Source organism: Thermus brockianus, from assembly GCF_021462505.1.
GTDB classification, from domain to species: Bacteria; Deinococcota; Deinococci; order Deinococcales; family Thermaceae; genus Thermus; species Thermus hydrothermalis.
The window spans coordinates 144452-168989 of sequence record NZ_JAKEDV010000004.1; the positions used below are offsets into that span (position 1 = coordinate 144452).

At 66.4% G+C, this 24538-nt stretch carries 24 protein-coding genes and 2 tRNA genes; 21 read left to right on the forward strand and 5 right to left on the reverse strand.

Going from position 1 to position 24538, the window contains the following annotated elements; genetic code table 11:
- Positions 1-38: 38 nt before the first annotated feature.
- Positions 39-461 carry an OsmC family protein gene (locus tag LXN00_RS06705; RefSeq protein ID WP_234506626.1) on the forward strand — a complete coding sequence of 141 codons (423 nt, stop codon included), beginning with the start codon at positions 39-41 and terminating at the stop codon, positions 459-461.
- Positions 462-1220, forward strand: coding sequence for a type III pantothenate kinase (locus LXN00_RS06710; RefSeq protein WP_234506631.1), 759 nt, complete (start codon positions 462-464; stop codon positions 1218-1220). It begins immediately after the preceding gene.
- Here the strand turns inward: LXN00_RS06710 and LXN00_RS06715 are convergent.
- The gene (locus tag LXN00_RS06715) at positions 1183-1548 is read right to left on the reverse strand and encodes a hypothetical protein (protein WP_234506634.1); all 366 of its coding nucleotides are present in this window, start codon (positions 1546-1548) and stop codon (positions 1183-1185) included. The genes LXN00_RS06710 and LXN00_RS06715 overlap by 38 nt on opposite strands.
- A 65-nt stretch (positions 1549-1613) precedes the next feature.
- Between LXN00_RS06715 and LXN00_RS06720 the strand changes: the two genes are divergently transcribed.
- From LXN00_RS06720 to LXN00_RS06780, 13 genes are all read left to right on the forward strand, one after another.
- Positions 1614-1690: transfer RNA gene (locus LXN00_RS06720), tRNA-Asp, on the forward strand.
- Position 1691: 1 nt separating this feature from the next.
- Positions 1692-1767, forward strand: a tRNA-Phe gene (locus LXN00_RS06725).
- Positions 1768-2410: 643 nt separating this feature from the next.
- Complete coding sequence (locus tag LXN00_RS06730; protein WP_234506637.1) at positions 2411-3841, forward strand: HD-GYP domain-containing protein; 1431 nt, start codon at positions 2411-2413, stop codon at positions 3839-3841.
- A 50-nt stretch (positions 3842-3891) separates the two neighbouring features.
- A complete protein-coding gene (locus LXN00_RS06735) occupies positions 3892-4386 on the forward strand; it encodes a DUF5317 domain-containing protein (protein WP_234506639.1) in 495 nt (164 codons plus the stop codon).
- Positions 4387-4436: 50 nt separating this feature from the next.
- Positions 4437-5441 carry a homoisocitrate dehydrogenase gene (locus LXN00_RS06740; protein WP_234506643.1) on the forward strand — a complete coding sequence of 335 codons (1005 nt, stop codon included), beginning with the start codon at positions 4437-4439 and terminating at the stop codon, positions 5439-5441.
- 181 nt (positions 5442-5622) lie between these two features.
- Positions 5623-6756 carry a type IV pilus assembly protein PilM gene (gene pilM, locus LXN00_RS06745; protein WP_234506648.1) on the forward strand — a complete coding sequence of 378 codons (1134 nt, stop codon included), beginning with the start codon at positions 5623-5625 and terminating at the stop codon, positions 6754-6756.
- On the forward strand, positions 6749-7372 hold the full coding sequence (locus LXN00_RS06750) for a flagellar protein FliT (RefSeq protein ID WP_234506650.1): 624 nt from the start codon (positions 6749-6751) through the stop codon (positions 7370-7372). Before pilM ends, LXN00_RS06750 begins: the two co-directional genes overlap by 8 nt.
- Complete coding sequence (locus LXN00_RS06755) at positions 7362-7961, forward strand: type 4a pilus biogenesis protein PilO (protein WP_071677935.1); 600 nt, start codon at positions 7362-7364, stop codon at positions 7959-7961. The genes LXN00_RS06750 and LXN00_RS06755 overlap by 11 nt, the downstream gene beginning before the upstream one ends.
- Positions 7958-8902 (forward strand): competence protein, encoded by a 945-nt coding sequence (locus tag LXN00_RS06760; protein WP_071677087.1) that lies wholly within the window; start codon positions 7958-7960, stop codon positions 8900-8902. Before LXN00_RS06755 ends, LXN00_RS06760 begins: the two co-directional genes overlap by 4 nt.
- 11 nt (positions 8903-8913) lie before the next feature.
- The gene (locus tag LXN00_RS06765; RefSeq protein WP_071677086.1) at positions 8914-11190 is read left to right on the forward strand and encodes a secretin N-terminal domain-containing protein; all 2277 of its coding nucleotides are present in this window, start codon (positions 8914-8916) and stop codon (positions 11188-11190) included.
- Positions 11191-11243: 53 nt separating this feature from the next.
- Positions 11244-12395 (forward strand): chorismate synthase, encoded by a 1152-nt coding sequence (aroC, locus tag LXN00_RS06770; protein WP_234506655.1) that lies wholly within the window; start codon positions 11244-11246, stop codon positions 12393-12395.
- A gap of 18 nt (positions 12396-12413) precedes the next feature.
- Positions 12414-12968, forward strand: a complete 555-nt coding sequence (locus LXN00_RS06775) for a shikimate kinase (RefSeq protein ID WP_234506658.1) — start codon at positions 12414-12416, stop codon at positions 12966-12968.
- On the forward strand, positions 12946-13992 hold the full coding sequence (locus tag LXN00_RS06780) for a 3-dehydroquinate synthase (protein ID WP_234506661.1): 1047 nt from the start codon (positions 12946-12948) through the stop codon (positions 13990-13992). The genes LXN00_RS06775 and LXN00_RS06780 overlap by 23 nt, the downstream gene beginning before the upstream one ends.
- Here LXN00_RS06780 and LXN00_RS06785 read toward each other — a convergent pair.
- Both LXN00_RS06785 and LXN00_RS06790 read right to left on the reverse strand, forming a co-directional pair.
- Complete coding sequence (locus tag LXN00_RS06785; protein ID WP_234506664.1) at positions 13989-14459, reverse strand: DUF4384 domain-containing protein; 471 nt, start codon at positions 14457-14459, stop codon at positions 13989-13991. The genes LXN00_RS06780 and LXN00_RS06785 overlap by 4 nt on opposite strands.
- Before the next feature lie 14 nt (positions 14460-14473).
- Positions 14474-15100, reverse strand: coding sequence for a ribonuclease HII (locus LXN00_RS06790; protein ID WP_234506667.1), 627 nt, complete (start codon positions 15098-15100; stop codon positions 14474-14476).
- 99 nt (positions 15101-15199) lie between these two features.
- Here LXN00_RS06790 and LXN00_RS06795 point away from each other — a divergent pair, with 99 nt between their 5' ends.
- Genes LXN00_RS06795 through LXN00_RS06815 form a run of 5 tightly spaced genes read left to right on the forward strand, consistent with a single transcriptional unit; the run spans position 15200 to position 21737 of the window.
- Positions 15200-16741 carry a polyhydroxybutyrate depolymerase gene (locus LXN00_RS06795; RefSeq protein WP_234506670.1) on the forward strand — a complete coding sequence of 514 codons (1542 nt, stop codon included), beginning with the start codon at positions 15200-15202 and terminating at the stop codon, positions 16739-16741.
- Between the two features lie 4 nt (positions 16742-16745).
- The gene (locus LXN00_RS06800; RefSeq protein WP_234506675.1) at positions 16746-18785 is read left to right on the forward strand and encodes a molybdopterin oxidoreductase family protein; all 2040 of its coding nucleotides are present in this window, start codon (positions 16746-16748) and stop codon (positions 18783-18785) included.
- Positions 18786-18806: 21 nt separating this feature from the next.
- Positions 18807-19223 (forward strand): NUDIX domain-containing protein, encoded by a 417-nt coding sequence (locus tag LXN00_RS06805; RefSeq protein ID WP_326491131.1) that lies wholly within the window; start codon positions 18807-18809, stop codon positions 19221-19223.
- Positions 19220-20452: a tRNA uracil 4-sulfurtransferase ThiI gene (thiI, locus tag LXN00_RS06810; RefSeq protein ID WP_234506681.1), complete on the forward strand. Its 1233-nt coding sequence runs from the start codon at positions 19220-19222 to the stop codon at positions 20450-20452. Before LXN00_RS06805 ends, thiI begins: the two co-directional genes overlap by 4 nt.
- Entirely contained in the window at positions 20433-21737 is a 1305-nt protein-coding gene (locus LXN00_RS06815; RefSeq protein ID WP_234506684.1) for an amidase, read from the forward strand. Before thiI ends, LXN00_RS06815 begins: the two co-directional genes overlap by 20 nt.
- Here LXN00_RS06815 and LXN00_RS06820 read toward each other — a convergent pair.
- Together LXN00_RS06820 and LXN00_RS06825 are read right to left on the reverse strand one after the other, a co-directional pair.
- Positions 21729-22907, reverse strand: a complete 1179-nt coding sequence (locus LXN00_RS06820; RefSeq protein ID WP_234506688.1) for an SLC13 family permease — start codon at positions 22905-22907, stop codon at positions 21729-21731. The genes LXN00_RS06815 and LXN00_RS06820 overlap by 9 nt on opposite strands.
- Positions 22894-23469 carry a GNAT family N-acetyltransferase gene (locus tag LXN00_RS06825; protein WP_234506691.1) on the reverse strand — a complete coding sequence of 192 codons (576 nt, stop codon included), beginning with the start codon at positions 23467-23469 and terminating at the stop codon, positions 22894-22896. The genes LXN00_RS06820 and LXN00_RS06825 overlap by 14 nt, the downstream gene beginning before the upstream one ends.
- 9 nt (positions 23470-23478) lie before the next feature.
- Between LXN00_RS06825 and LXN00_RS06830 the strand changes: the two genes are divergently transcribed.
- Positions 23479-24528 carry a M28 family metallopeptidase gene (locus LXN00_RS06830; RefSeq protein ID WP_267962686.1) on the forward strand — a complete coding sequence of 350 codons (1050 nt, stop codon included), beginning with the start codon at positions 23479-23481 and terminating at the stop codon, positions 24526-24528.
- Positions 24529-24538: the final 10 nt, after the last annotated feature.

Below are 24538 nucleotides of genomic sequence, written 5' to 3' on the forward strand. Positions count from 1 at the left end.
TCTAGCGGCAAAGCTGAGGGCTTGGTAAAATCCTGCTCATGACGAAGAAGGTGGTGGTCCATAACATCGTGGGGCACCGGTTCCTGGGGGTGAACGAGCAAGGGGACAAGGTGATGATTGACGGGGACCAGCCCGCCACCGGACCCCGCCCCATGGAGCTCCTCCTCATGGCCCTGGGGGCCTGCACCGCCTACGACGTGGTGGACATCATGCGCAAGAAGAAGCAGCCCCTCGCCCGCTACCGGGTGGAGGTGGAGGGGGTGCGGGCGGAAACCCACCCCCGGCGCTACACCCACATCACCGTGACCCACATCGCCTCGGGGCCAGGGGTGACCCTCGAGGCCCTGGAACGTGCCGTCCACCTCTCCCACACCAAGTACTGCTCCGTATCCGCTAGCCTCAACGCCGAGATCACCACCCGCGTGGTCCTGGAACCCTGGGAAGGGGGAGAGGAAGGCTAGATGCTCCTCGCCGTGGACATCGGCAACACCTCCACCGCCCTCGGGGTTTTCGCCGGGGAGGAACTCATCGCCCACTTCCGCATCCACACCGACCGGATGCGGATGGAAAGCGAGTACCGCGTCCTTCTCAAAAACCTCTTCTCCTTGGACGGCCTCCCACCCCCCAAGGCCGCCCTCCTCTCCAGCGTGGTCCCCCCGGTGGAGCGGGAGATGAAGGAGGCCATAGAAAAGCTCTTCGGCATCCGGGCCCAGGTAGTGGACGCCGAGAGCACGGGGCTCGAGGTCCTCATAGATAACCCGAAAGAGGCGGGGGCGGACCGCCTGGTGAACGCCGTGGGGGCCCTGGGCTACCCAAGCCCCTCGGGCCGCTACATCGTGGTGGACTTCGGCACCGCCACCACCTTTGACCTAGTGGAAGCCCCCAACCGCTACCTGGGCGGGGCCATCACCATCGGCCCCCAGACCGCCGCCGACGCCCTCGCCGCCCGCACCGCCAAACTGCCCCGCATAGACCTGGTACCCCCCAAGGGGGTGGTGGGCAAGAACACCCTGGACGCCCTGCGCTCGGGGCTCGTCCTGGGCTACGCCGCCTTGGTGGAGGGCATGGTGCGCCGCTTCAAGGAAGAGGCGGGAGAGGCCTTGGTCATCGCCACCGGGGGCTTTGCCGGCACCCTCAAGGACCTCTGCCCCTCCTTTGACCTGGTGGACGAGGACCTAACCCTCAAGGGCCTCCTTCGCATCTACAGGGCGCAAGGGTAAACCAGTACACGTACCGCCCCTCCTCCTCCAAAAGGGCGTAGCGCCACCCCTCCACCCGGTAGCACCCAAGCTCCCGCCAGGCCCCCGGCGCTTCCCGCAGGAAGACCCGCAAGGGCGTCCCCTCCTGGTGGGCTCGGAGAAGCCGCAGGTTGCCCCCCAGGGGCTCCTGGTGCCCCCGTCTCCCCTCCCCCATGTAGAGGATGCGGCCATCCGGCAGGAAAACGTTCCGGTACCCCGACTCTCCCCGGTCCACCAGGAGGCTTCGCCGACCAATCCCCCGCCGGGTGCGGTGAAAGGCGAAGACCTCGCTCCAGGTTAACCTTGACACTTCCCCTTCCCCCGGCTATCATCCTAAGTGCCCGGTCGGACGCCCCCGACCCGGCAAAACCTCTAGGCCCCGTGGTGTAGTTGGTTAACACACCCGCCTGTCACGTGGGAGATCGCGGGTTCGAGTCCCGTCGGGGCCGCCAGGCCGAGGTAGCTCAGTTGGTAGAGCATGCGACTGAAAATCGCAGTGTCGGCGGTTCGATTCCGCCCCTCGGCACCACAAGCCGCCCTCATGGGCGGTTTTCTTTTGCACGGGTTGCCCGAGCCCACCTTTTGCTAAACTACCCCTGAAGGGGGTGGGAACCTGCAACCAAATTCCTTAATTCCGGGTGTGCATTTGGGGCAGTAAATTTTCGGCGGATTTGGCATTTTTTGGGTATTGCCGGTGTATTCTGGGGTTGCATTTAAAGCGGGCCATTGGGCCACGTGGGGTAGCTAGCCCCACGGGCCTCTTTGTTGTTCCTCAGGTATTCCCCCCCAACCCGGAAGGTTCCCCCCCCAAGCCAGGACCTCTACCCAGCTGGCGGGCCTTGTGCTAGGCTGGGTAGTATAAATCTGACTAGTTCCAATCTTTTGTGGCAGTAGTGGCATTTTTTATCGTAGAGATACCTATTCTTCCCCTCTTGACAGTGTTGACAGACCCTCCTAAAGTGAAAGACAAGCAAACGGGGCCGACCCCCCGGAAGCTAAGGAAAAGGAGGGATGAAGATGAAGAAGCTGATCGCTAAGGTTCTGACGCTTATCGGCTCTCTGATCGCTCTCGGGCTTGCGGCTGGAGCGAGCACCCACTGGAAGTAAACAGCCAGCTTGCGCTGGCTGTTTTTGCTTGATAAAGCCCCCCGTTGTGCTAAGCTTATCTTGGAATGAGGGTACAGGGGGCTTTTTTCTTTAAGGTAGCCGGGCGGCTGGAGCTGCCTTCCTTTAAAGTTTTGGCGTTTGTGCTAGCCGTCTTTCTTAGCTTTCTGGTTTCTGTTGGGCTTTTATTCGCACACTATTCCGAAAAACCCCTCACCTTATCCTCTTGGGAAATAGCGTTTTGGGCATTACTCCTGTTCTGGTCTGTCCGGGTGGAAGTAAGACTCCCCCTCAGCGCAAGCATGTCTCAGCTATTCCTTTTTGCCCTCGCCCTCATTGCCATCAGTCCCCCCTGGCTTCCCCCTCTACTGGCCTTCCTCGCCCAGTGGGGAAGTGAGGCTTGGTATAAGCAACTTTTTAACCGGTCGCAAGATGGGGTTGCCACAGCCTTTGCTGCTCTGGTATGGGCTTTTTTGCAGGAAAATCCCGTCTGGCTAGGAAGTTGGAATCTAAGTGCAGCAGTTGGCATTGCTCTAAGTGCCCTGGTTTTCTTCGCCGTGAATACTGGATTGGTAACTTATATAATTCACTTGGATAGTGGCACACCCCTCCGGGAAATCTGGCAACGAAACTACCATTGGCTCGCTCTCAGCTACCTCCTTCTCTCCCCCCTCGCCCTCCTCCTCGCCCGCGCCTACCAAACGCCCCTTATCGGCAACTGGGGAGGGTGGACCGTGCTCATGTTCCTCATCCCCCTCTACTACAGCCGCTTCTACTGGGATGAGAAGGTCAGGCTAGAACAGGCCTTTGATACCACCTTGGAAGTCCTGATGAACGCTTTAGAGGCCAAGGAGCAGGAAACCCGCTTCCACTCCGAGCGCGTGGCGGACATCTCCCGGGACCTGGCCCTAGCCTTCTACAAGGACCAAGCCAAGGCCCAAGACATCTACCGGGCGGCTAGGCTCCACGACATCGGCAAAATCGCCATCCCCGAAGCGGTGCTCTTAAAGCCCGGAAAGCTCACGGACGAAGAGTACGCCCTCATCCAAAGCCACCCGCAAAAGGGGGTAGAACTCCTTTCTCCCGCCCGGAAGGTGGCCTTTGACGACCTGGTCTACCGGGTCATCCTCTACCACCACGAGCGCTGGGATGGGCGGGGCTACCCCAAGGGCCTTGCCGGGCACAACATCCCGGAAGAGGCCCGCATCGTGGGCCTGGCGGACGCCTACGAGGCCATGACCGCCGGGCGCCCCTACCGGGAGGCGCTACCACCCGAAGAAGCCCTAAAGGAAGTCCAAGAAAACTCCGGCCGCCAGTTTGACCCCGACCTGGTCCGCCTCTTCACCCAGCTTTGGGAGCAAAACCCCATCTGGCGTGACCGGCAAGCCTACATCGCAGCAAAGGAGGGATCCTTATCACGCTCTACCTCGCCGCAGCTCTTTTCGGCCTCGGGCTCGCCCTCGCCCTCGGAGCCCGGCTCAAGGACCTCGGAGGAATAGACTTAAAGGCTCCTTGGGCCTTCCTCCTCGCCGCCTTGGCCGAGGGAGGATTGGCCTATGGCACCTATCGGGGCCTCCTGCGGCCGGAATGGGCGGGACCTTTGGCCAAGTTGCTGGTCCTCTTTCTGGTGGGCTATGGCCTTTACCAAAACCGCCACCTGAAAAGCCTTTACCTGGTCCTGGTGGGGCTTCTTCTCAACACTGCCGCGATCTTCGCCAACGGGGGGCACATGCCCGTAAGTGCCGAGGCGCTGAAGCGGGCGGGCATTGGGGGCTTCGTGCCCATCGTGGAGACCAAGGGAGATGCGGTACACGCCCTTCTGGACGAAACCACCCGCCTGCCCTTTCTCGGGGACGTCATTCCCTTGCCTCCCTTGCGCAAGGTGGTGAGCCCGGGGGACCTTTTCATCCTCCTGGGCATCGCCGGGGTAGTGGTGGAAGGTGCCTTAAGGTCTAGCCGTCCGCGCCTTTCCCGGCGGGTTCAGGCCCTAAGGGTCCTCCTCTTCCTGGCCTTGGTGTGGGCCCTCCTCCTCCTGCGGGCCTAGCCCTTCGGTGTAGTGTATATGGGGGGGCATACCCCTGACCGGGAGGCGAAATGGCGTACCGCATCTGTTTGATTGAAGGGGACGGCATCGGCCACGAGGTGGTGCCCGCTGCCAGGAAAGTCTTGGAGGCCACCGGGCTTCCCTTGGAGTTCGTGGAGGCCGAGGCCGGCTGGGAAACCTTTGAGCGAAGAGGGACCTCCGTCCCAGAGGAAACCGTAGAGAAGATCCTCTCCTGCCACGCCACCCTTTTCGGGGCCGCCACAAGCCCCACCCGCAAGGTACCGGGCTTCTTCGGGGCCATCCGCTACCTGAGGCGGCGGCTAGACCTTTACGCCAACGTGCGCCCCGCCAAAAGCCGCCCCATCCCCGGAAGCCGCCCCGGGGTGGACCTCATCATCGTGCGGGAGAACACGGAAGGCCTTTACGTGGAGCAGGAGCGGCGCTACCTAGACGTGGCCATCGCCGACGCCGTGATCTCCAAAAAGGCCAGTGAGCGCATCGGGCGCGTGGCCTTGAAGCTTGCGGAAAGCCGCCCCCGCAAGACCCTCCACATCGCCCACAAGGCCAACGTCCTCCCCGTGACCCAGGGCCTCTTCCTGGACACGGTGCGGGAGGTGGCCAAGGACTACCCCTTGGTCAACGTCCAGGACATCATCGTGGACAACTGCGCCATGCAGCTCGTCATGCGCCCCGAACGCTTTGACGTCATCGTCACCACCAACCTCCTGGGGGACATCCTCTCGGACCTCACGGCCGGGCTTGTGGGCGGCCTGGGGCTTGCACCTTCCGCCAACATCGGGGACACCACGGCGGTGTTTGAGCCCGTCCACGGTTCCGCCCCCGACATCGCCGGCAAGGGCATCGCCAACCCCACGGCCACCATCCTCTCCGCCGCCATGATGCTGGATTACCTCGGGGAGAAGGAAACGGCTAAAAAGGTGGAAAGGGCGGTGGACCTGGTCCTGGAAAAAGGCCCCCGCACCCCCGACCTAGGGGGGGATGCCACTACGGAGGCCTTCACCCGAGCTGTGGTGGAAACGCTGAAGACGCTCTGAACCCCTAAATCCCCACATCCTCCCCGGCCTACCGGGGGGGATAGTATTTTTGCGCAGAGCTAAGGTAAACTGGAACCACGTACCCTTAGGGCCTCTTCCCCGCACCCCCCTAAGTGGTATAGACTTAAGTTCGTCTATGAGTCCGGTTTGGGTTGTCCCTGTAGCCTAATAAGGAGGCGCTGTGTTCTCGGGTTTGAGCAAGCTATTTAAACCTCGGGTGGAAGCCTTAGGCCTCGAGGTGGGGGCCTCGAGCCTCAAGTTGGTGGAGCTTTCCGGCCACCCTCCAACCCTTAGGGCCTACGCCACCCGCCCCATTCCTCCCGGCACCGTGGTGGACGGCGTGGTCCGGGAACCTGGAGCCTTAGCCCAGGAAATCCGCGAACTCCTCGCCGAAGCCCGGACCAAGAAGCGGTATGTGGTGAGCGCCGTGCCCAACCCCGCCGTCATCCTGCGCACCCTCCAGGTGCCCAAGATGCCCCCCAAGGAGATGGAGGAAGCGGTGCGTTGGGAAGCGGAGCGCTACATCCCCTTCCCCATTGACGAGGTCGTCCTGGACTTCGCTCCCCTAGATCCTTTGGCGGAGGTGGCCGAAGGGGAACAGATGGAGGTCATGGTGGCGGCGGCGCGCCAGGAAGCCGTGGCCAGCCTCATAGAGGCCCTGCGGGAAGCAGGGCTTACCCCTGTGGTCCTGGACGTCAAGCCCTTCGCCGGGCTTTACCCCCTAGAGGAAGAGCTGAATAAGGAGCCTGACCGAATTGCGGTGGCGGTGGAAATCGGGGCAGAAAGCACGAGCCTCGTCCTCACCCGGGGGGACCGTCCTTTGGCGGTGCGCCTCCTCACCCTTTCGGGCAAGGACTTCACCGAGGCCATCGCCAAGAGCTTCGGGCTAGACTTCCTCACGGCGGAGGACGTCAAGCGCACCTATGGCCTCGCCACCATCCCCACCGAGGACGAGGAGCTCCTCTTGGACTTTGATGCGGAAAGGGAGCGGTATAGCCCCGCCCGCATCTACGATGCCATCCGGCCCGTTCTGGTGGACCTGACCCAGGAAATCCGCCGCAGTTTGGAGTTCTTCCGGGTACAGCTCGGGGATATCCAGCCCGAGGTGGGCTACCTCTACGGGGGCGGAAGCCGCCTTAGGGGGCTCGCCACCTTGCTCACCGACACCCTGGGGGTCAACTTCCTGGTGCCCGACCCCTGGAACGGGGTCCAGGTGGACCCCAAGCGCTTTGACCTGGAGAAGCTCCGGGAGGCGGGGCCCGAGCTCATGGTGCCCGTGGGCCTGGCCTTGAGGGGGGTGAGTCCCCTTGATTAGGCTAAACCTCCTGCCCAAGAACCTGCGCCGCCGGGTGGAGCCCGGCTGGTGGCGGCTGGTGGCCGCCCTTTTCGCCCTGGTGGTCCTCCTGGTCCTGGGCTTCCTCCACTACACCGCCTACACCGAGCTTTCCCTGGCCAAGGAGGAGCGGGACGCCCTCAGGGCCGAGGTGGAGGCCTTAAGGCCCTTCATCCAGGAGCAAAACCGCTTGCAACAGGAGAGGAAGGCCCTCGAGGCCCTCCTCGCCATCCGCGAGGGCCTGCGCAAGAACTTCGTCCCCTGGTCCGAGTACCTGGCCACCTTCATCAACCAGATCCCCCGGGAAGGGGGGCGCTTCCCCGTGGCGCTCCGCTCCGTGGGCACCCGGGCCCTCACGGAGGAAGAGGCAGCCCAGCAGGCGCAAAACGGGGCCTTTGACGGCAAGAAGGTGCGGGTGGAGTTCACCCTCCAAGGGGAAGCCCTGAACCAAAGCGCCTTGGTACGCTTCATCCAAGCCTTTGAAGCCTCGCCCCGCTTTGGCATAGAGTTCCAGGGGGCCTCCTTGGACCAGAACCGGGGGCTCTACACCTTCAGCGCCCGGGTAGGCGTGGTGGGGGGTGAGCAAGGTGCTCGCTAGGTTGGGACAACGGGAATGGGCCCTCATCGCCATCGCCCTCACGGTGGTGGTGGCCCTTCTTTGGTACTTCCTCCTCATCGTCCCCCTACGGCAGGAAACGGAAACCGTGCGCCAGGAGATCCAGACCCTCATCCCCGAGCGGGACCGGGGCCGCCAGGCCCAAAGGGCCCTCCCCGAGCTTCGGGCGGCCATCGCCGCCCTCCAGGCCGAGCGCCAGGCCTTCCTAAGGGCGCTTCCCCGGGAGGAACGGCTCGCCCAGGTGCTGAACGAGATCCTGGGCGAAGCCCTCCGGAGCGGAGTAACGGTGCGCTCCTTCACCCGCTCCCCCACCTCGGCCCCCGTGCCCGAGGTGCGGGCGGTGAACCTAGCCCTGTCCCTCGAGGCGCCCTTCCCCGAAACCTACGCCTATCTAAAGCGCCTAGAAGGCCTTTCCCGCTTTAGCTCCCTCTCCGGGATTAATCTGAGCGTCCAGGGCCAGGACCTAAACCCCATCCTGAGCACGAGCCTCACCCTGACCCTGTACATGCTGGCCAGGGACCTAGAGACGGGCGCGCCCTCGGGCCAGCCAACCCAAGGAGGTGAGCGGTGAAGGAAACCCTCGCGCGCCTCGCCCAGGCGTGGCAAAACCTGCCCCAGTCCACCAAACTTCTCTTGGCGGGTTTGCTCCTGGTGCTGGCCATCAGCTTGTGGTACGTGGGCTTCTACCTGCCCGCCCAGGCGCCGGTGGCGGCGGAAACGCCCCAAGCCCCCGCTGAGGAAACGCCGAAGGCCCTCGAGGCCCCTCCCATCCCTCCTTTGGCCGAATCCGCCCCCAGCCAACCCTCCCCGCCCACCCCTTCCCCAGCGCCCACCGCCCCCCAAGCCTCCATCAAAGCCGAGACCACCCCTCTCCCCCTGCCCCAAGCCAAACAGGAAGCCCCACCCCCTAACCCCTTCGTACCCCTGGTGGTGGAGGTTCCGGCCACGGCGGCCCCGCCCCTCTCCTCGCCCACCCCCACCCCAGCCATCCGGCCCCAGCCGGTGCCCACGGGCGCCCCGGTGCGCGTGAGCCAGGGCACCCCTTTGCCCACGCCCCAGGTGGCCACCGCCCCAAGGCCCCTGCCCGGGACCTCCGGGGCCCTTCCCGCCCCCAAGGTGCTCACCCCCACCCCCAAGGCCCAGGTAGCCCAAGCCCCGGTGGAGGCCAGCGTGGCCCCGGCCCCACCCACCGCCCTCGTGGAAGCGCCTTTATCCCAAGCTTCCCAGGAGGCTCCGCCCACGCCGGGCCAAGCCCCGGAGGGCCCCGCCAAGACCCCCCTCGAGGCCCTGGTGGAGGAAAAGGGGCTTAAGCTATCCGGTACCCTTTTGGGCCCGGTAAGCGTGGCCATCCTGGAGAGCAAGGAGGGCTACCTGGTCCTGCCTGTGGGTAGCCCCATCCCCGGGACCGAGGCGGTGGTGCGCCGTATAGAAGGCGAGCGCATCACCTTAGCCCTGAAAGAGGAAACGTTAGAACTGGCAGTTTCGCAAGCGCAAGCGGGAGGTGGTCAGTGAGAAGAACCCTTATGAAGCCCTTGGTTTGGGTCTTGATTTGGGCCTTGGGAAGCTTGAGCCTTTTTGCCCTGGCGGGGAGCCTTCCGGACGAGCCCCGCTTCGCCGCCAGGGTGGACCTAAAGGTTTCGGAGAGCCAGGTGCGGGCCGGGGCCACCTTGCCCCTGGACGTGGTCCTGGAAGCCCTGGCCAAAAGCGTGGGCCTTCAGCCCCTCATCTACCGGGCCTACGACGCCTCCGGGGACCCGGCCAAGGCCCAGCCCCCCTTGCCCAACGTGAAACTGGACTTCCAGGGCAAACCCTTCCGGGAGGTGTGGGACCTCCTCTTCGCCACCTACGGGGCCCAGTTCAACCTGGACTACCTCTTCCTGCCCCCGGACGTGGTGGTGGTGGCCCCCACCCAGGTGATCACCGCCTTGGTGGACGCCCCAAGCCGCGCCGGGGCGGCGGAGCGCAGGCCTTATGTGGTGGGGATTCCCGAGGCTGCCTATCGCCAAGCCATCCAAAGCCAGGGGGGACAAGTCCAGGTGGTGTCCAATGTGGAATCCGCCAAAGCCTGGGTCCAAAACGACCTCCTTCCCTTCCTCTCCCGGGAGGCCGCCGGGCTCAACGTGAACTGGATCGTGGTGGAGGAGGCCGGGCGTCTCAAGGCCATCCTCTCCGTCCTGGCCACCCCCGAGCAACACGCCCGCTTCTCCGATATCCTCCAACGGGCGGGGATTGACTTCCGGCCCCTTCCCGCCCTGGCCCAGCCCAAGCCCCGCCTGGAGCGGGCCTACGCCCTAACCCACACTACCTTCCCCGAGCTCCTCGCCTTCCTCCAGGCCCAGGTGCCCGGGGCCCAGATCAGCGTGGTGCCCACGGACCCCAAAAAGGCCCTTGTCCTGGCCACGGAGGAGGACCACGCCCGCCTGGCCGAGCTCCTCAAGGCCGCCGATGTCCCCAAACCCCCGGCCAAGGTGCGCCGGGTCTACGCCCTACAAAACCTCACCTTCCTCGAGGCCCAGGAGCGCCTAAAGCCCCTTCTGGAAAAGGAACTTCCCACGGCCCGCCTGGAAAGCATCCCCAGCAACCCCAAAGCCCTACTCCTGGAGGCCAGTGAGGCCGACCAGGCCCTCTTCGCCGAGCTCCTAAAGGCGGTGGACGTGCCCCCGCAGGCCCCCGCCCCCACCCAGGAGGCCACGCAAAGGCGCCTTTACCCCTTGCGCTTCGCCGACGCCGAGAAGGTGGCCCCCTTCCTGGCCCGGGAGGTGCCAGGCATCGTGGTGCAGACCGTGCCGGGGCAACCCGTCCTCTCCGTGCGGGGCACGGAGAGGCAACTGGCCGAGGTGGAAACCCTCCTCGCCCAGATTGACCGGGCCCCCGAGCAGGGCCCTCCCCTCTTCCAACGGGCTTACCAGCTCTCCAACGCCAAGGCCAGCGAGCTCGCCAAGGTCCTCCAAGAGGCCCTCCAGGCCCAAAGCCAGGCCCAGGGCCAGGGGCAGGGGCAAACCCCCACCCGGCGCCCGGCCACGGTGGTGGCGGACGAGCGCACCAACACCCTCATCGTCACCGGGACCCAGGAGGATCTGGCCCTAGTGGAGGGGCTCATCCCCCGGCTGGACCAGTCGGTGCCCCAGGTGAACCTGAGGGTGCGCATCCAAGAGGTGCAGTCCAACCTGAGCCGTAGCCTGGGAATCCGATGGAACACCATCTCCGGCGGCAACGTGGTAGCGAGCATCCTGAGCTCTGGCCTGTCGTTGATCTTTGACAGCACCCGCAGCCTCGCCAGCCTGAACATCATAGCGACCCTAGATGCTCTACAAAAACAAGGCCTGTCCCGTGCCCTCAGGGATGTAAACCAGCTCGTGTTGAACAACCAAACGGCACGGTTGCAATCGGGCGAAACCTTCTTCATCCGCCGTGTGGTGAACGATCGGGAGGAACGGGTTCCCTTTGACATCGGCATCATCGTGGAGGCCACTCCCCAGATCACCGCCGACGGGCAGATTCTCCTGAACATCAAGGCCGAGGTTTCCGGCAACGTCCAGCGCAACCCCGTGAACGGGGATGTGGACCGGTTTACCAAGCAGGTGGTGACCACCACCCTGCGGGTGCGGGACGGGCAGACCGTGGTCCTAGGGGGGCTTACCTCCCAGGAAACCAACCAGACGCAACAGGGTGTGCCCTTCCTCATGGATATTCCCCTTATCGGCGAACTCTTCAAACAGCGTAGCCAGGACACCACGGAGAAGGAACTCCTGGTGGTCATAACCGCCAATATCGTAAGGGAGACCGCCAACCGTCCCTAAAACCGCCAAGGCCCGGGTGGGGCCCTAAGGCCCCACCCCTTTACAATGACCCCATGAGGTTTCTCACAGCAGGCGAGTCCCACGGCCCCGAGCTTCTGGCCATCATTGAGGGGCTTCCCGCCGGGCTTCCCCTCACGGAAGAGGACATCAACCCTTGGCTTGCCAAGCGGCAACAGGGCTACGGCCGGGGGCGGCGGATGGTCATTGAAACGGACCGCGTGGAGTTCCGGGCCGGGGTACGGGCCGGGCGCACCACCGGGGCCCCGGTGGCCCTGGCCATCCGGAACGCCGACCACCGCAACTGGCTGGAGATCATGGACCCAGCCCCCGGAAACGAGCCCCGCAAAAAGGCCCTTACCGCCGCCCGCCCCGGCCACGCCGACCTGGCGGGGGGCATCAAGTACGGCCACAAAGACCTGCGGGACGTCCTGGAAAGGGCGAGCGCCCGGGAGACCGCCATGCGGGTGGCGGTGGGGGCGGTGGCCTTAAAGCTCCTTTCCCTTTTGGGGGTGGAAGGGGTGGGCTACGTGCCCGGGATGGCCGGGGTGTGGAGCCAGGTTCCCTTCGTCTGGGAACTCGTCCCCCGCATAGAGGAAAGCCCCGTGCGCATGACCGACCCCGAGGCGGAGGCCGAGGTGATCCGCCGCATTGACCAGGCCAAGGCGGAAGGGGACACCCTGGGCGGGGTCATTGAGGCCCGCTTCCGCGGCCTGGTGCCCGGGCTCGGAAGCCACGTGCACTGGGACCGGAAGCTGGATGGCCGCCTGGCCCAGATGGCCCTCTCCATCCCGGCGGTCAAGGGGGTGGAGATCGGCCCCGCCTTTGAGAACGCCATGAAGCGGGGCTCGGAGGTGCACGACGCCATCTACTGGAGCCCAGAACGGGGCTTCTATCGCACCACCAACCGGGCCGGGGGCCTGGAGGGGGGCATGACCACGGGGGAAGAGCTGGTCATCCGGGCGGCCCTTAAGCCCATCGCCACCCTCATGCGCCCCCTTCCCACGGTGGACGTGGTGACCCACGAGCCCAAAGACGCCGCCCGCGAGCGCTCGGACACCACGGCTGTCCCCGCCGCCAGCGTCATCCTCTGCGCCCTCTCCGCCATCGTCTTGGCCCAGGCCTACCTGGAGAAGTTTGGCGGGGATACACTGGAGGAAATCCAGGAACGAGTGGCCCGCTACCGGGAATGGGTCCTCCGCTACTAAGGAACGTAGGATAGGTCCATGGCCCGCCTCGAGGTCCCCCGCCCCGCCACCTTCATCAGCCTCACCGGCTTCATGGGGGTGGGGAAAAGCCGCATCGGGCGGGAGCTGGCCCGGGCCCTCCTCCTCCACTTCATAGACCTAGACCGCTACATTGAAAGGCGCACGGGGCTTTCCATCCCCGACATCTTCCGCCACCTGGGAGAGGAAGCCTTTCGCCGCATGGAAAAGGAGGCGGTGCGGGAGCTGGTGGCGAAGGACTTCCTGGTCCTTTCCCTGGGCGGGGGAACCTTCGTGGACCCGGAAAACCGAAGCCTCCTCCTCGCCCGGGGGCCGGTGGTGGCCCTCTGGGCAAGCCCGGAAACCATCCTGGAACGGGCCACGAGGAAGCCCGGGGAAAGGCCCCTCCTCCAGGTGGAAAACCCCTTGGAGCGCATCCGCACCCTCCTCCAGGCCCGCGCCCCCATCTACCGGGAAGCCCACGTGCACGTGTCCACCGACCACCGCAAGGTGGAAGAGGTGGTGGAGGAGATCGTGGAGAAGCTTTGGGCGTATGCAAAGGTTAAGCGTCCGTAGTCCCGTGACCTACCCCATCCTCATCGGGGAGGGCGTCTTGGCCGAGGTGAGGGTGGAAGGCCCCCGGGCCCTCCTCTACGACCGCCAGGTGGAGGCCTTCGCCCTGGAGGTGGCGGAGGCGCTTAGGGTGGAGCACCGCCTGGGCCTGGAGGGGGGAGAAGGGGCGAAGAGCCTGGCCGTTTATGGCCAGGCCCTCTCCTTCCTGGCGGAAAGGGGGCTTCCCCGGAACACCACCCTCCTGGTGGTGGGCGGGGGCACCCTCACGGACCTCGGGGGGTTCGTGGCCGCCACGTACCTGAGGGGGATACGCTACCTGGCCTTCCCCACCACCACCTTGGCGGTGGTGGACGCCAGCGTGGGGGGGAAGACGGGCCTCAACCTCCCCGAGGGCAAGAACCTGGTGGGAGCCTTCCACTTCCCCCAAGGGGTCTACGCCGAGCTGAAGGCGCTCCGGACCCTACCCTCCTCCACCTTCAAGGAGGGGCTGGTGGAGGCCTTCAAGCACGGGATCATCGCAGGGGACGAGGCGCTCCTCCGGGTGGAGGACCTCACCCCGGAAAACCCCCGCCTCGAGGCCTACCTGGCCCGCGCGGTGGCGGTGAAGGTGGCCATCACGGAGAAAGACCCCTTGGAGAAGGGGGAAAGGAGGCTTTTGAACCTGGGCCACACCCTGGGGCACGCCCTCGAGGCCCACACCCGCCACGCCCTGCCCCACGGGGCGGCGGTGGCCTACGGCCTCCTCTTCGCCGCCCTGTTGGGCAGGGCTTTGGGGGGAAAGGACCTCACGCCGCTCTTGGTTGGGCTCCTCCGGTGGCTTGACCCACCCCCCGTCCCCTTGATGCCCTTTGCTACTCTTGTGCCTTACCTCCTGCGCGACAAGAAAAAGCTCTCCGAAAGCCTTCACTGGGTAGTACCCTTGGACGTAGGGAGGCTTGAGATAAGGCCCCTCCCCGAAACCCTCCTACAGGCGGCGTACGCGGAGTGGCAGAAGCTCATAACCCGAGAAGGGTTCGCCCAGGGCTAGTAGACGTAAAAATAGGTTTCCGCCACCTGGTGCCGGCCGACCCCGGAAGCCTCCAGGTATACCCTCCAGCGGGCATCCCAATCGGTGTAAAGCCCCTCCAGGTGCAGCGAGCCCGGATAACCCTCCGTGTAAACCGCCCGTACCCGGTGAAGGCCTCGGGGAGGCGCTGCCACATAGCGGTAAGCCCGTGGGGGCAGGGCGTGGGTACCGCGAGGTAAGTAAAACTGGTCCAGGGTATATGCGTACCCATCCGGCTCCACCACCACCAGGCTCACCCAGCCAGGGGAGGCTAAGGTGAGAAAAAACCGCACCTCCTCCCCCACGAAATAGGTAGCCCCCACCCCCCGGTCCGGCTCAAAGCGCAGGATGGCCGGGGTGAAGTCCAAGCGGTAGGAAAGGGTGAGGCCCTCCAGGGTCACCGCACACCCCGAAAGGAGGCCCGCCAACACCAGGGCCAAAAGGCGCATGCCACCTCCTCCCTTTAGCCTACGCCTTCCCCTTCGTCCTCGCCTTCAGGAAACCTTAAGGAAGCCTGGGCCACGGGGGCGAAGCGCCGCCTATGGATGGGGGAAGGCCCCAAGGCGAGAAGCGCCCTTTGGTGCTCCTCCGTGCCGTAGCCCTTGTGCCGGGCGAAGCCGTAGCCGGGGTAAAGCCGGTCCAGCTCCTCCATGAGGGCGTCCCGGTGCACCTTGGCCAGGATGCTGGCCGCCGCCACGGAGGGGCTTTTCTGGTCCGCCTTGGGGGGGGCAAGGAGGGGAAGGGAGGTGGCGAGGGGGAGGTAGTCCGTGACCAGGGCCTCGGGGGGTAGGGAAAGCGCCTTAAGCGCCCGCTCCGCCGCCAAAAGGGTGGCCTTTAGGACCCCAAGCCGGTCCACCTCCCCCACCTCCGCCACCCCCAAGGCCCAGGCCAAGGCCACCCGCCGCACCTCCTCCGCCAGGCGGGCCCGGGCCCTTGGGGTGAGGAGCTTGGAGTCGCGGAAAGGGTAACGCCCAGGGAGCAGGATCACCGCCCCCACCACGATGGGCCCCGCCCACGCCCCCCGGCCCACCTCATCCAGACCAGCCACCCGCAAACCCTTTCGCCAAAAGAAGGCTTCTATAGGCTCCACGGCTACCCCTCGGAGAGGCTACCCCAAGAGCCGCGCAGGGAAAAGGGCCGCCGCCCGGGGTCTTGCCTTAGGAACGTGCACCGAGTATAAGATTGTAATATGCCAAAGAAACTGGGCTTGCTGGCGCTCTTGGGATGGGCCCTGGCGCAAAGCTTCACCGTCACCACCCCTTTGGGCAAGGCCCACGGGCGGGTAGAGGGCGGGGCCATCGCCTTTTACGGGCTACCCTACGCCGAGGCTGAGCGGTTTAGGGCTCCCAAGCCCATCCAAGCCTGGCCTAAAGGCGTGGGTCAGGAGGAGGTGGCCTGTCCTCAGACCCCAGGGATCACGGAATGGTTTGGCGGGCCCATCCCGCCCCAACGGGAGGACTGCCTGGTGGTCAACATCTACCTTCCCCTGGAACTCCCCCCGCCCGAGGGGTTTCCCATCATGGTCTACCTCCACGGGGGTGCCTTCACCTCGGGAGCGGGGGCCGAGCCCATCTACCGGGGACACCGCCTGGCCCAGGAAGGGGTTATAGTGGTGGCCCCCAACTACCGCCTGGGACCCTTGGGCTTTTTAGCCCTTCCCGCCCTGGCGGAGGAAGACCCCAGGGCCGTGGGCAACTTTGGGCTTTTGGACGTCCTCGAGGCCCTGCGCTTCGTTCAGCGCTACGCCCGCCACTTCGGGGGTAATCCGCAAAACATCACCCTTTTCGGGGAGTCCGCCGGGGGGATGATGGTCTGCACCCTCCTCGCCACCCCCGAAGCCCAAGGGCTTTTCCACCGGGCTATCGTCCAGTCGGGCGGCTGCAACTACGTAAGGACCCTGGAGGAGGACTTCCCCTTGGGCGAGGCTTGGGCCAAAGCCTGGGGGTGCGATCCCAAGGACCTCGCCTGCTTGCGAAGCCTTCCCCTGGAACGCCTCCTCCCCCGGGAGGCCACCCTCGAGGCCATGGGCCGCTTCCTCTCCCGGCCCTCCGTCTTCCGCACTGGGCCCTTCAAGCCCCACCTCTCCCCCCTCCTGCCCCAAGACCCCAGGGAAGCCCTCCGCCAAGGAAGGGCCCGGGGCATTCCCCTGATCGCCGGGGCTAACGCGGAGGAGGTTACCTTTCCCGCCTTGCAGGGGCTCCTGGGCCCTCGGGACTGGGAGGAGATCAAGCGGAGGCTTGGGGAATCAGGGCTTGCCCCGGAGCAAGCGGAGGCCCTCCTCGCCCTCTACCGGAAACGCCACCCAAGCCCCCAAACCGCCTGGGGAGAGCTCCAGACCGACCTCACCCTCCTCTGCCCTTCCCTGCAGGCGGCCCGCCTGCAAAGCCCCCACGCCCCTACCTACGCCTATCTCTTCACTTTCCGGCCGGATGGGCTTGAGGGGCTTGGAAGCTTCCACGGCCTGGAGCTTGCGCCCCTTTTCGGCAACCTGCACGTACCCCCCTTCCTCCCCCTCTTCCTAGGGGCGGAGGCCTGGGAAAAGGCGGAATGGCTGGGGAAGCGGATGCGCCGCTACTGGACGAGCTTTGCCCGGGAAGGGGAGCCCGGGGGTTGGCCCCGTTGGCCCCTTTACCGGGAGGGCTATCTCTTGAAGCTGGACACTCCCGTGGGGCTCCTTCCCGACTTTTATGAGGAAAGGTGCGGCCCCCTCGAGGCCCTTGGTCTACTATAGGGGCATGAAGGCCCGCGCCACCTGCCCCCTGGACTGCCCGGACGCCTGCAGCCTCCTCCTTACCCTGGAGGGAGGCCGCCTGGTGCGGGTGGAGGGGGACCCCCGCCACCCCATCACCCAGGGCTTTGCCTGCGCCAAGACCTACCGCTACCCGGAAAGGGTGAAGGAAAGGCTTCTTTACCCCATGCGCCGGGTGGGCCGCAAAGGGGAGGGCCGCTTCGCCCGCATTACCTGGGAAGAGGCCCTGGACGAAATCGCAGAAAGGCTCAAGGCCGTCCTGGACGCCCACGGGGGCGAGGCCATCCTGCCCTACCACTACGCCGGCACCATGGGGCTTGTGGAAAACCAGCACCCCCTGGCCTTCTTCCGGGCCATCGGGGCCTCGGAGCTCTTGGAAACCATCTGCGCCACGGCGGGAAGCGCCGCCTGGGAGATGACCTACGGCCCCCGCCTCGCCCCCGACCCCGAGGAGATCCCCGAAAACGCCCGCTACATCCTCCTCTGGGGCATCAATAGCCTTTCCACCAACAGCCACCTCACCCCCTTCCTCAAGGAGGCCAAGGCCCGGGGGGCCAAGGTGGTGCACATTGACCCCTACGCCAACCCCACCTCCCGCTTCGCCCACGAGCACTTAAAGATCCGCCCGGGGACGGACGCCGCCCTGGCCTACGCCCTGGCCCACGTCCTCTTCCGGGAGGGCCTGGTGGACTGGGCCTACCTGGAGGAGGCGGCCACGGGGGTGGAGGCGTTCCGGGAAGCGGCGGAGGCCTGGCCCCCAAGCCGGGCGAGCGCCCTCACCGGCATCCCCGAGGAGGCCATCCTTCGCCTGGCCCGGGAGCTGGGCGAGGCCAAGCGGGTCTTCCTGCGGGTGGGCTACGGCATGACCCGCCACCCGGGGGGCGGGAACGCCCTTAGGGCGGTGATCCTTCTCCCCGCCCTCCTCGGGGCCTGGCGCTACCCGGGGTGCGGGGCCATGCTCTCCACGAGCGGGGCCTTTTTCCTCAACCGGCGCTACCTCGGGGGGCGGCACCTCCTCACGGAGCACCTTCCCCACGAGGGCTACTTCCGCCCCAACCCCAGGGCCCGGGCCATCAACATGAACGAGCTCGGCACCGCCCTCACCGAGCTCCACCCGCCCATCCGGATCCTCTTCGTCTTCAACAGCAACCCCCTGGTGGTGGCCCCGAACACGGGGAAGGTCAAGGAGGGCCTTGGGCGGGAGGACCTCTTCACCGTGGTCCTGGAGCAGGTGATGACGGAAACCGCCCATTACGCCGACCTCCTCCTCCCCGCCACCTTTTTCCACGAGCACCCGGACCTCTACACGAGCTACGGCCACTACTACCTCTCTTGGAACGAGCCCTTGGCCGAGCCTGAGGGGGAGGCGAGGCCCAACACCTGGGTCTTCCGGGAACTGGCCAAGCGGCTCGGCCTAAAAGAGCCCACCCTCCACTGGGGGGCCGAGGAGGTGGCCCGAAGCCTCCTCGCCACGGACCACCCCTTCCTGGAGGGCATCACCCTGGAGAGGCTCAAAGAGGAGGGCTTCGTGAAGCTCAACCTTCCCAAGCCCTTCCTCCCCTTCGCCAAGGGCCCCGTGCGCTTTAGCCCCCCTCCTTTGGTCCTCCCCACGGAGCCCCTCCCCGAATACCCCTTGATCCTCCTCACCCCGCCCGCCCACCGCTTCCTCAACACCACCTACGGGAACGTGGAGGCCCTGGTGGCGGCGGAAGGAGGGGAGCCTAGGCTCCTCATCCACCCCTTGGACGCCGAGGCCCGGGGGATACAGGACGGGATGCTGGTGCACATCCACTCCCCTTGGGGCCGCATCACCCGGAAGGCCCGGGTGAGCGAGGCCCCCAGGCCCGGGGTGGTGGTCCTCGAGGGCACCTGGTGGGAGAAGTGGGCCCCCGACGGCAAGGGGGTGAACCACCTCACCTCGGAAAGGCTCACGGACCTGGGGGGTGGGAGCACCTTCCACAGCACCCCCGTGGAGGTGGAGCCCCTGCGCCTCGCCGGATTTGCGCCTGGGCCACAATCCTGCTAGATTGGGAAGGTGCGCGCGGGGGTGCCCAAGAAGCGCTCCGTGGCCCTGGCCGCCTGGGGGGAGGAGGGGCTTCTTATGGTCCTGCGGCCTCCGGAGGACCCCGAGTTCGGGGGGGCCTGGGGGCTTCCCGCCGTGAGCCTGGAAGGGGAAGAAACCCTGGAGGAGGCCGCCTTTCGCGTGGCCCGGGAGAAGCTCGGCACCGCCCTCGCCGAGGCCAGCCCCCTCGCCTTCGGCGTGGAGGAAAGGCCCCGCTACACCCTGGAGCTATGGGTCTTTGAGGGGAGGCTCCTCGCCCCCCCGAGGCTTCCCGAGCCCAAGCCCGGCAAGACCTACTACGCCGCCTTCCGCTATGGACGCCCCGAGGACCTTAAAGATGCGGCCCGGCGGGGCTCCTTGTGCAGCCGGCTTTACCTGGCAGTGAAAGGCCTTTGCCCATGACGGAAACCCTGGTCCTGGTCAACCTTTTCCACGAGCTCGCCCTCAAGGGGCAGAACCGCCCCCTTTTTCTGAAGAGGGCCAAGGCCCACGTGCGGGAGGCCCTAAAGGGGCTTGGGGCCACCTTGGAGGCGGACTGGGCCATGGCCCTCCTCTTCCGCCTGGAGGCCACGGCCTGGCCCGAGGCCCAGTCCCGGCTCCAGGACACCCTGGGGGTGGAAAGCTTCGCCCGGGTCCTGCGCACGCCCCCGGACCTCGAGGCCCTCGAGGCCGCCTTGGAAGGGGTCTTGGCGGAAGCGCGTTTTGCCAGCTTCCGCATCACCGCCAAGCGCTCGGACAAGGCCTTCCCCCTCACCTCCCCCGAGATAGAAAGGCGCCTTGGGGCCTTCGTGAAGGAGAGGACGGGGGCCCAGGTAAGGCTCAAGGGGGCGGAAAGGGAGTTCGTGGTGCGCATCCTCCCCGGGGCGGCCCTCCTGGAGGTGGCCCGCTACCCGGGGCCTGGGGGGCTTCCCCCGGGGGTTTCCGGGAAGGTGGTGGCCCTCCTTTCGGGGGGCATAGACTCCCCCGTGGCCGCCTACCGCCTCATGCGCCGAGGGGCGGAGGTGGTCCTCGTCCACTTCCACCCCTTCCCCCTCCTCTCCGGGGCAAGCCGGGAGAAGGCCATGGCCCTGGCCGAGCGCCTCGCCCGCTTCCAGCACCGTATCCGCCTCCACCTCGTCCCCTTTAGCGAGGTGCAGCGGCACATCATCGTGGAGGCCCCCACCCCCTACCGGGTGGTCCTCTACCGCCGCTACATGCTCCGCATCGCCGAGGCCATTGCCAAGGAGGAGGGGGCCTTGGCCCTTTGCACGGGGGACAGCCTGGGCCAGGTGGCCTCGCAGACCCTGAAGAACCTCTATGCGGTGAACCAGGCAGCCACCCTCCCCGTCTTCCGCCCCCTCATCGGCTCCGATAAGCAGGAGATCATGGCCGAGGCCAAGCGCATCGGCACCTACCCCATCTCCATCCTCCCCGACGAGGAGTGCTGCACCCTCTTCGCCCCCAAGCACCCCGTGACCCGGGCGAAGCTGGAGGTGGTCTTGGAGGCGGAAAAGCGCCTACCCACGGAGGAGCTCATCGCCCTGGCCCTCAAGGAAAGGGAGGTGGTCGCCTACGCCTGGCCGGGGCGGAAGCCCCTGGGAGGGCAAGGGGAGAAGGCTTTTATAATGGAGCATGGACCTCCTCGAGGCTAAAGCCCTTCTGGAGCAGGGTAAAACCACCCCCTTGGCCCTTTTGGAAGAGGCCCTGGAAAGGGCCAGGGCCTTCGCCGACCGGAACACCTTGGCCTATCTGGACGAGGAGGCCGCCCGCAAGGAGGCGGAGGCCCTCACGGAAGAGCTTCGTCGGGGGCGGCCTCGAGGCCCCCTCCACGGCCTCCCCCTCACGGTGAAAGACCTCTTCCCCGTGAAGGGCATGCCCACCCGAGCCGGGACCCAAGCCCCCCTCCCGCCCCTTCCCGAAGAGGCCCAGGCGGTGCGGCGGCTAAGAGAGGCGGGGGCCCTCCTCTTCGCCAAGACCAACATGCACGAGATCGCCCTGGGCATCACGGGGGAAAACCCCTGGACGGGCCCCGTGCGCAACGCCATAGACCCCACCCGCCAGGCCGGGGGGTCTAGCGGCGGGAGCGCCGTGGCCGTGGCCTTAGGCATCGGCCTCGCCTCCTTGGGCACAGACACCGGGGGTTCCATCCGCATCCCCGCCGCCTTCAACGGGGTGGTGGGCTTCAAGCCCTCCTACGGCCGCATCTCCTTGGAAGGGGCCTTGCCCCTCTCCCGCTCCACGGACCACGCCGGGCCCCTGGCCAAAACGGTGCGGGACGCCCACTTCCTCACGGAGATCCTGGCGGGGGAGAGCATCCCCCTCGAGGCCCCCCAGAACCCCACCTTCGGCGTCCCCCTGGACTTCCTGGAGGGGAGGCTAGGCCAGGGGGTAAGGAGGGCCTTCCTGCGCCTTCTGGAGGACCTCCCCACCCTGCGGGCGGAGGTCAAGGAGGTCTCCTTGCCCCTTAGGGGGGTCTACGAGGTCTACACCCGCCTGGTGCGCTACGAGGCCGCCCGCATCCACGAGAAGGCCCTAAAGGAAAACCCCGAGGGCTTCTCCCCCCAGGTTCGGGAAGCCCTCCTCCAAGGGCTTGCCCTCACGGAAAAGGACTACCGGGACGCCGTGGCCGAGCGGGAGTCCTTGCGCCTCGAGCTCATGAAGGCCCTGAGGGGCGTGGACGCCCTCCTCCTCCCCGCCCAACCCCTCCCCGCCCCCCCCTTGGGCACGGAGGAGGTGGAGCTGGAGTCGGGCCGCAAGGGCCACCGGGAGGCCTTCATCACCCTCACCCTGCCCTTTAGCCTCCTCGGGGTGCCCACCCTGGCCCTCCCCTTCGCCCGGGTGGAGGGGATGCCCGTGGGCCTCCAGGTGGTGGGCCCCTACGCCGAGGACGGCAGGGTGCTCGCCATCGGGGGCTGGCTGGAGGAACGCCTAAAGTAGAGCGTAAAGGAGGGCGAGGCTTAAGAGGGTGAGGGGCAGGCCCAGGCGCAGGTGCTCGCCGAAGCCCACCCGCACCCCCTCCTTCCCCGCCCCCTCGGCCACGATGAGGTTGGCCACGCTGGCGAGGAGGGTGAGGTTGCCCGCCAGGGTGCTCCCCCCGGCGAGGAGGAGCCAGTCCTTGGGGTCCTGCACCAAGGGGGCGAGGAGGAGGACGGCGGGCACGTTGGAGATGAGGAGGGAAAGGACCACGGCGGCCAGGAGGAGGCCCAAGGGGGTGGCGGCCAAGGGGAGGAGGGCCTCGGCGAGGCCCAGGCGCTTCACCCCTTCCGTGAGGACGAAAAGCCCGCCGAAGAGCACGAGGAGCTCCCAGTCCACCCGGTGGAAGAAGCGCTCGGAGCGGAGCCTCCGGGTAAAGAGGAGAAGCCCCGCCGCCACCAGGGCCCCCTGGGCCATGGGGTAGCCGAGGAGGAAGGCCAAGAGGAGGCCTAAGGCCACGGCAAGGCCTTTCCTTAGGAGGCCCGGGTGCAGGCGGTAGCGCAAAGGGGGAAGGGGCGGGAGGGGCCTAAGGGAGCGCACCTCCGGGTAGAGGAGGGCGAGGAGGAGGACCTGAAGGAGAAGCCCGAGAAGGGCGGGAAGCCAAAGGGATCGGACAAAGTCCAGGTAGCCCAGGCCCGAAAGGCTCGCCACCAGGATGTTCTGGGGGTTGCCCGTGGGGGTCATGAGGCTTCCCGTGTTCACCGCCCCCATGAGGGCGAGGAGGTAGGGCACGGGGTTTAGGCCAAGCCCCTGGGCCACGCGCGCCACCAAGGGGGTGAGGAGGAGGGCCATGGTGTCGTTGAGGAAGAGGGCGGAAAGCCCCCCGGCCCCCAGGGTGAGGAGGGCGAGGAGGGCGAAGGGGGTCCGGGCGAAGCGCAAAAGCGCCTCCGCCGCCAGGCCGAAGAAGCCGGCGTAGGAGAGCTGGGCGTTGAGGACCATGACGCCGAAGAGGAAGACGAGGGTTTCCGCGTCCAGGGCGTGCCAGGCCTCCTCCAGGTCCAAGACCCCCAAAAGGACCAACACGCTCGCCCCCACCAGGGCCACCCCCGCCCGGTTCATGCGGAAGCCGGGAAGCCCCCCCAGGGCAAGGCCCAGGTAGGCCAGGAGGAGGACGAGGGCGCTAAGGGCCTCCATAGAGGCGGGCCTCGAGGCGGGCCTTCACCTTTGGCCACTCCTCCCGCAGGATGCTATAGATGACGTCGTCGCGGAAGGTCCCGTCGGGAAGCCTGCGGTTTCGCCGCAACACCCCTTCCCGCACCGCCCCCAAGGACTCCAGGGCCCTCTGGCTCCGCTCGTTTTGCAGGTTCACCTTGAACTGGACCCGCTCCGCCTGGAGCACCTCAAAGGCGTGGCGGAGGAGGAGGTACTTGGCCTCCTTGTTGGCGGGGCTTCCCCAGAAGGGCTTGAAGATCATGGTGCCGAGCTCCAGCTTGCGGTTCTCCGGCTCCGGGGCAATGACGGAGATGCGCCCCGCCAGGGCCTCCCCCAGGTAGACCGCCCAGTTCACCCGGCCGGGCTCGGAAAGGAGGGCCTCCAGGTGGGCCCTTAGGGCCTCCTCCGTGGGGCCTAAGGGAATGCGGCTTAGGAAGCGGTAGACCTCGGGGTCGTACTGGGCGAGGAAGCCGGGAAGGTGGGCGAGGCTTAGGGGCTCGAGGCGCACGTACCGCCCGGCCAGGCGCTCGGGGAAAGTCCACATGGACCCATTATGCTGGGGAAGGTGGAGACCCTAAAAGCGGTCCTCGCCCTCCTCCACCTCCCCCACCGGGGAAGCGCCACGGAAGGAGAGGCCGAGGCCTTCCGCCGCCTGAAAGAGTTTTTGCAGGCGCGGGGGGTGGCGGTGGAGGTCCTACCCTTCCTGGGGGTACGAAGCTACGGCCCCGAGCTCATCGGCATCAGCCTCCTCCTCGCCCTAAGCCCCCTTTCCTTCCTCTTCCCCCTCCTCGGGGCCCTGGCCTTCTTCCTCTACTTCCAGGGGCATAGGCCCTGGGGCTTCCTCCTGGACCGCCACCCCTCGCAAAACCTCCTGGCCTGGAAGGGGGAAGGGGAAAGGGCGCTCGTCCTCATGGCCCACGTGGACACCGCCAAGACCTTTTTCCTCTACCACCCCAAGCGGGTAAGGGGCTTCCGGCAAAACTTCCTCGCAAACGCCCTCCTCGCCTTCCTAAGCCCCTTTTTGGCCTTCACCCCCTTGAAGTGGCCCCTGGGCCTTTACTTCCTCCTTCAAGCAGCCCTCCTCCTCCACCGGGAGGCCGGGGCGCCCTACGTGGAAGGGGGGAACGACAACGCCAGCGGGGTGGCGGTGGCCACGGCCCTTTTCCTGGAAACCAAGCCCCCCAAAGGCTGGCGCCTCGGCCTCGCCCTCACGGGGTGCGAGGAGGTGGGGGCGCTGGGGGCCAAGGCCCTCGCCCGCCACCTGCCCCCAGGGGCCCTCGTCCTCAACCTGGACAACGTGGGCCGGGGGGAGCTTTTCTATGCTGAGGGGGAAGGGATGCTCCGCTACACCCCTTACCGCGGGCCCCTTTTGGAGGCTGCCCGCAGGACCCCTGGGGCCAGGCCCCTCCGTTACCGCCTGGCCTACTTTGACGCCCTGCCCCTGGCGCAAAGGGGCTTTCCCACCCTCACCCTTATCCGCTTGGAAGGGGGCGTTCCCCCTAACTGGCACTGGCCCACGGACACCTTCGCCCGGCTGGACGAGGAAGCGCTGGCCCAAACCCTGTACTACGCCAAAACCCTTTTGGCAAAGGTCCTCGCGTAAACTGAGGGCA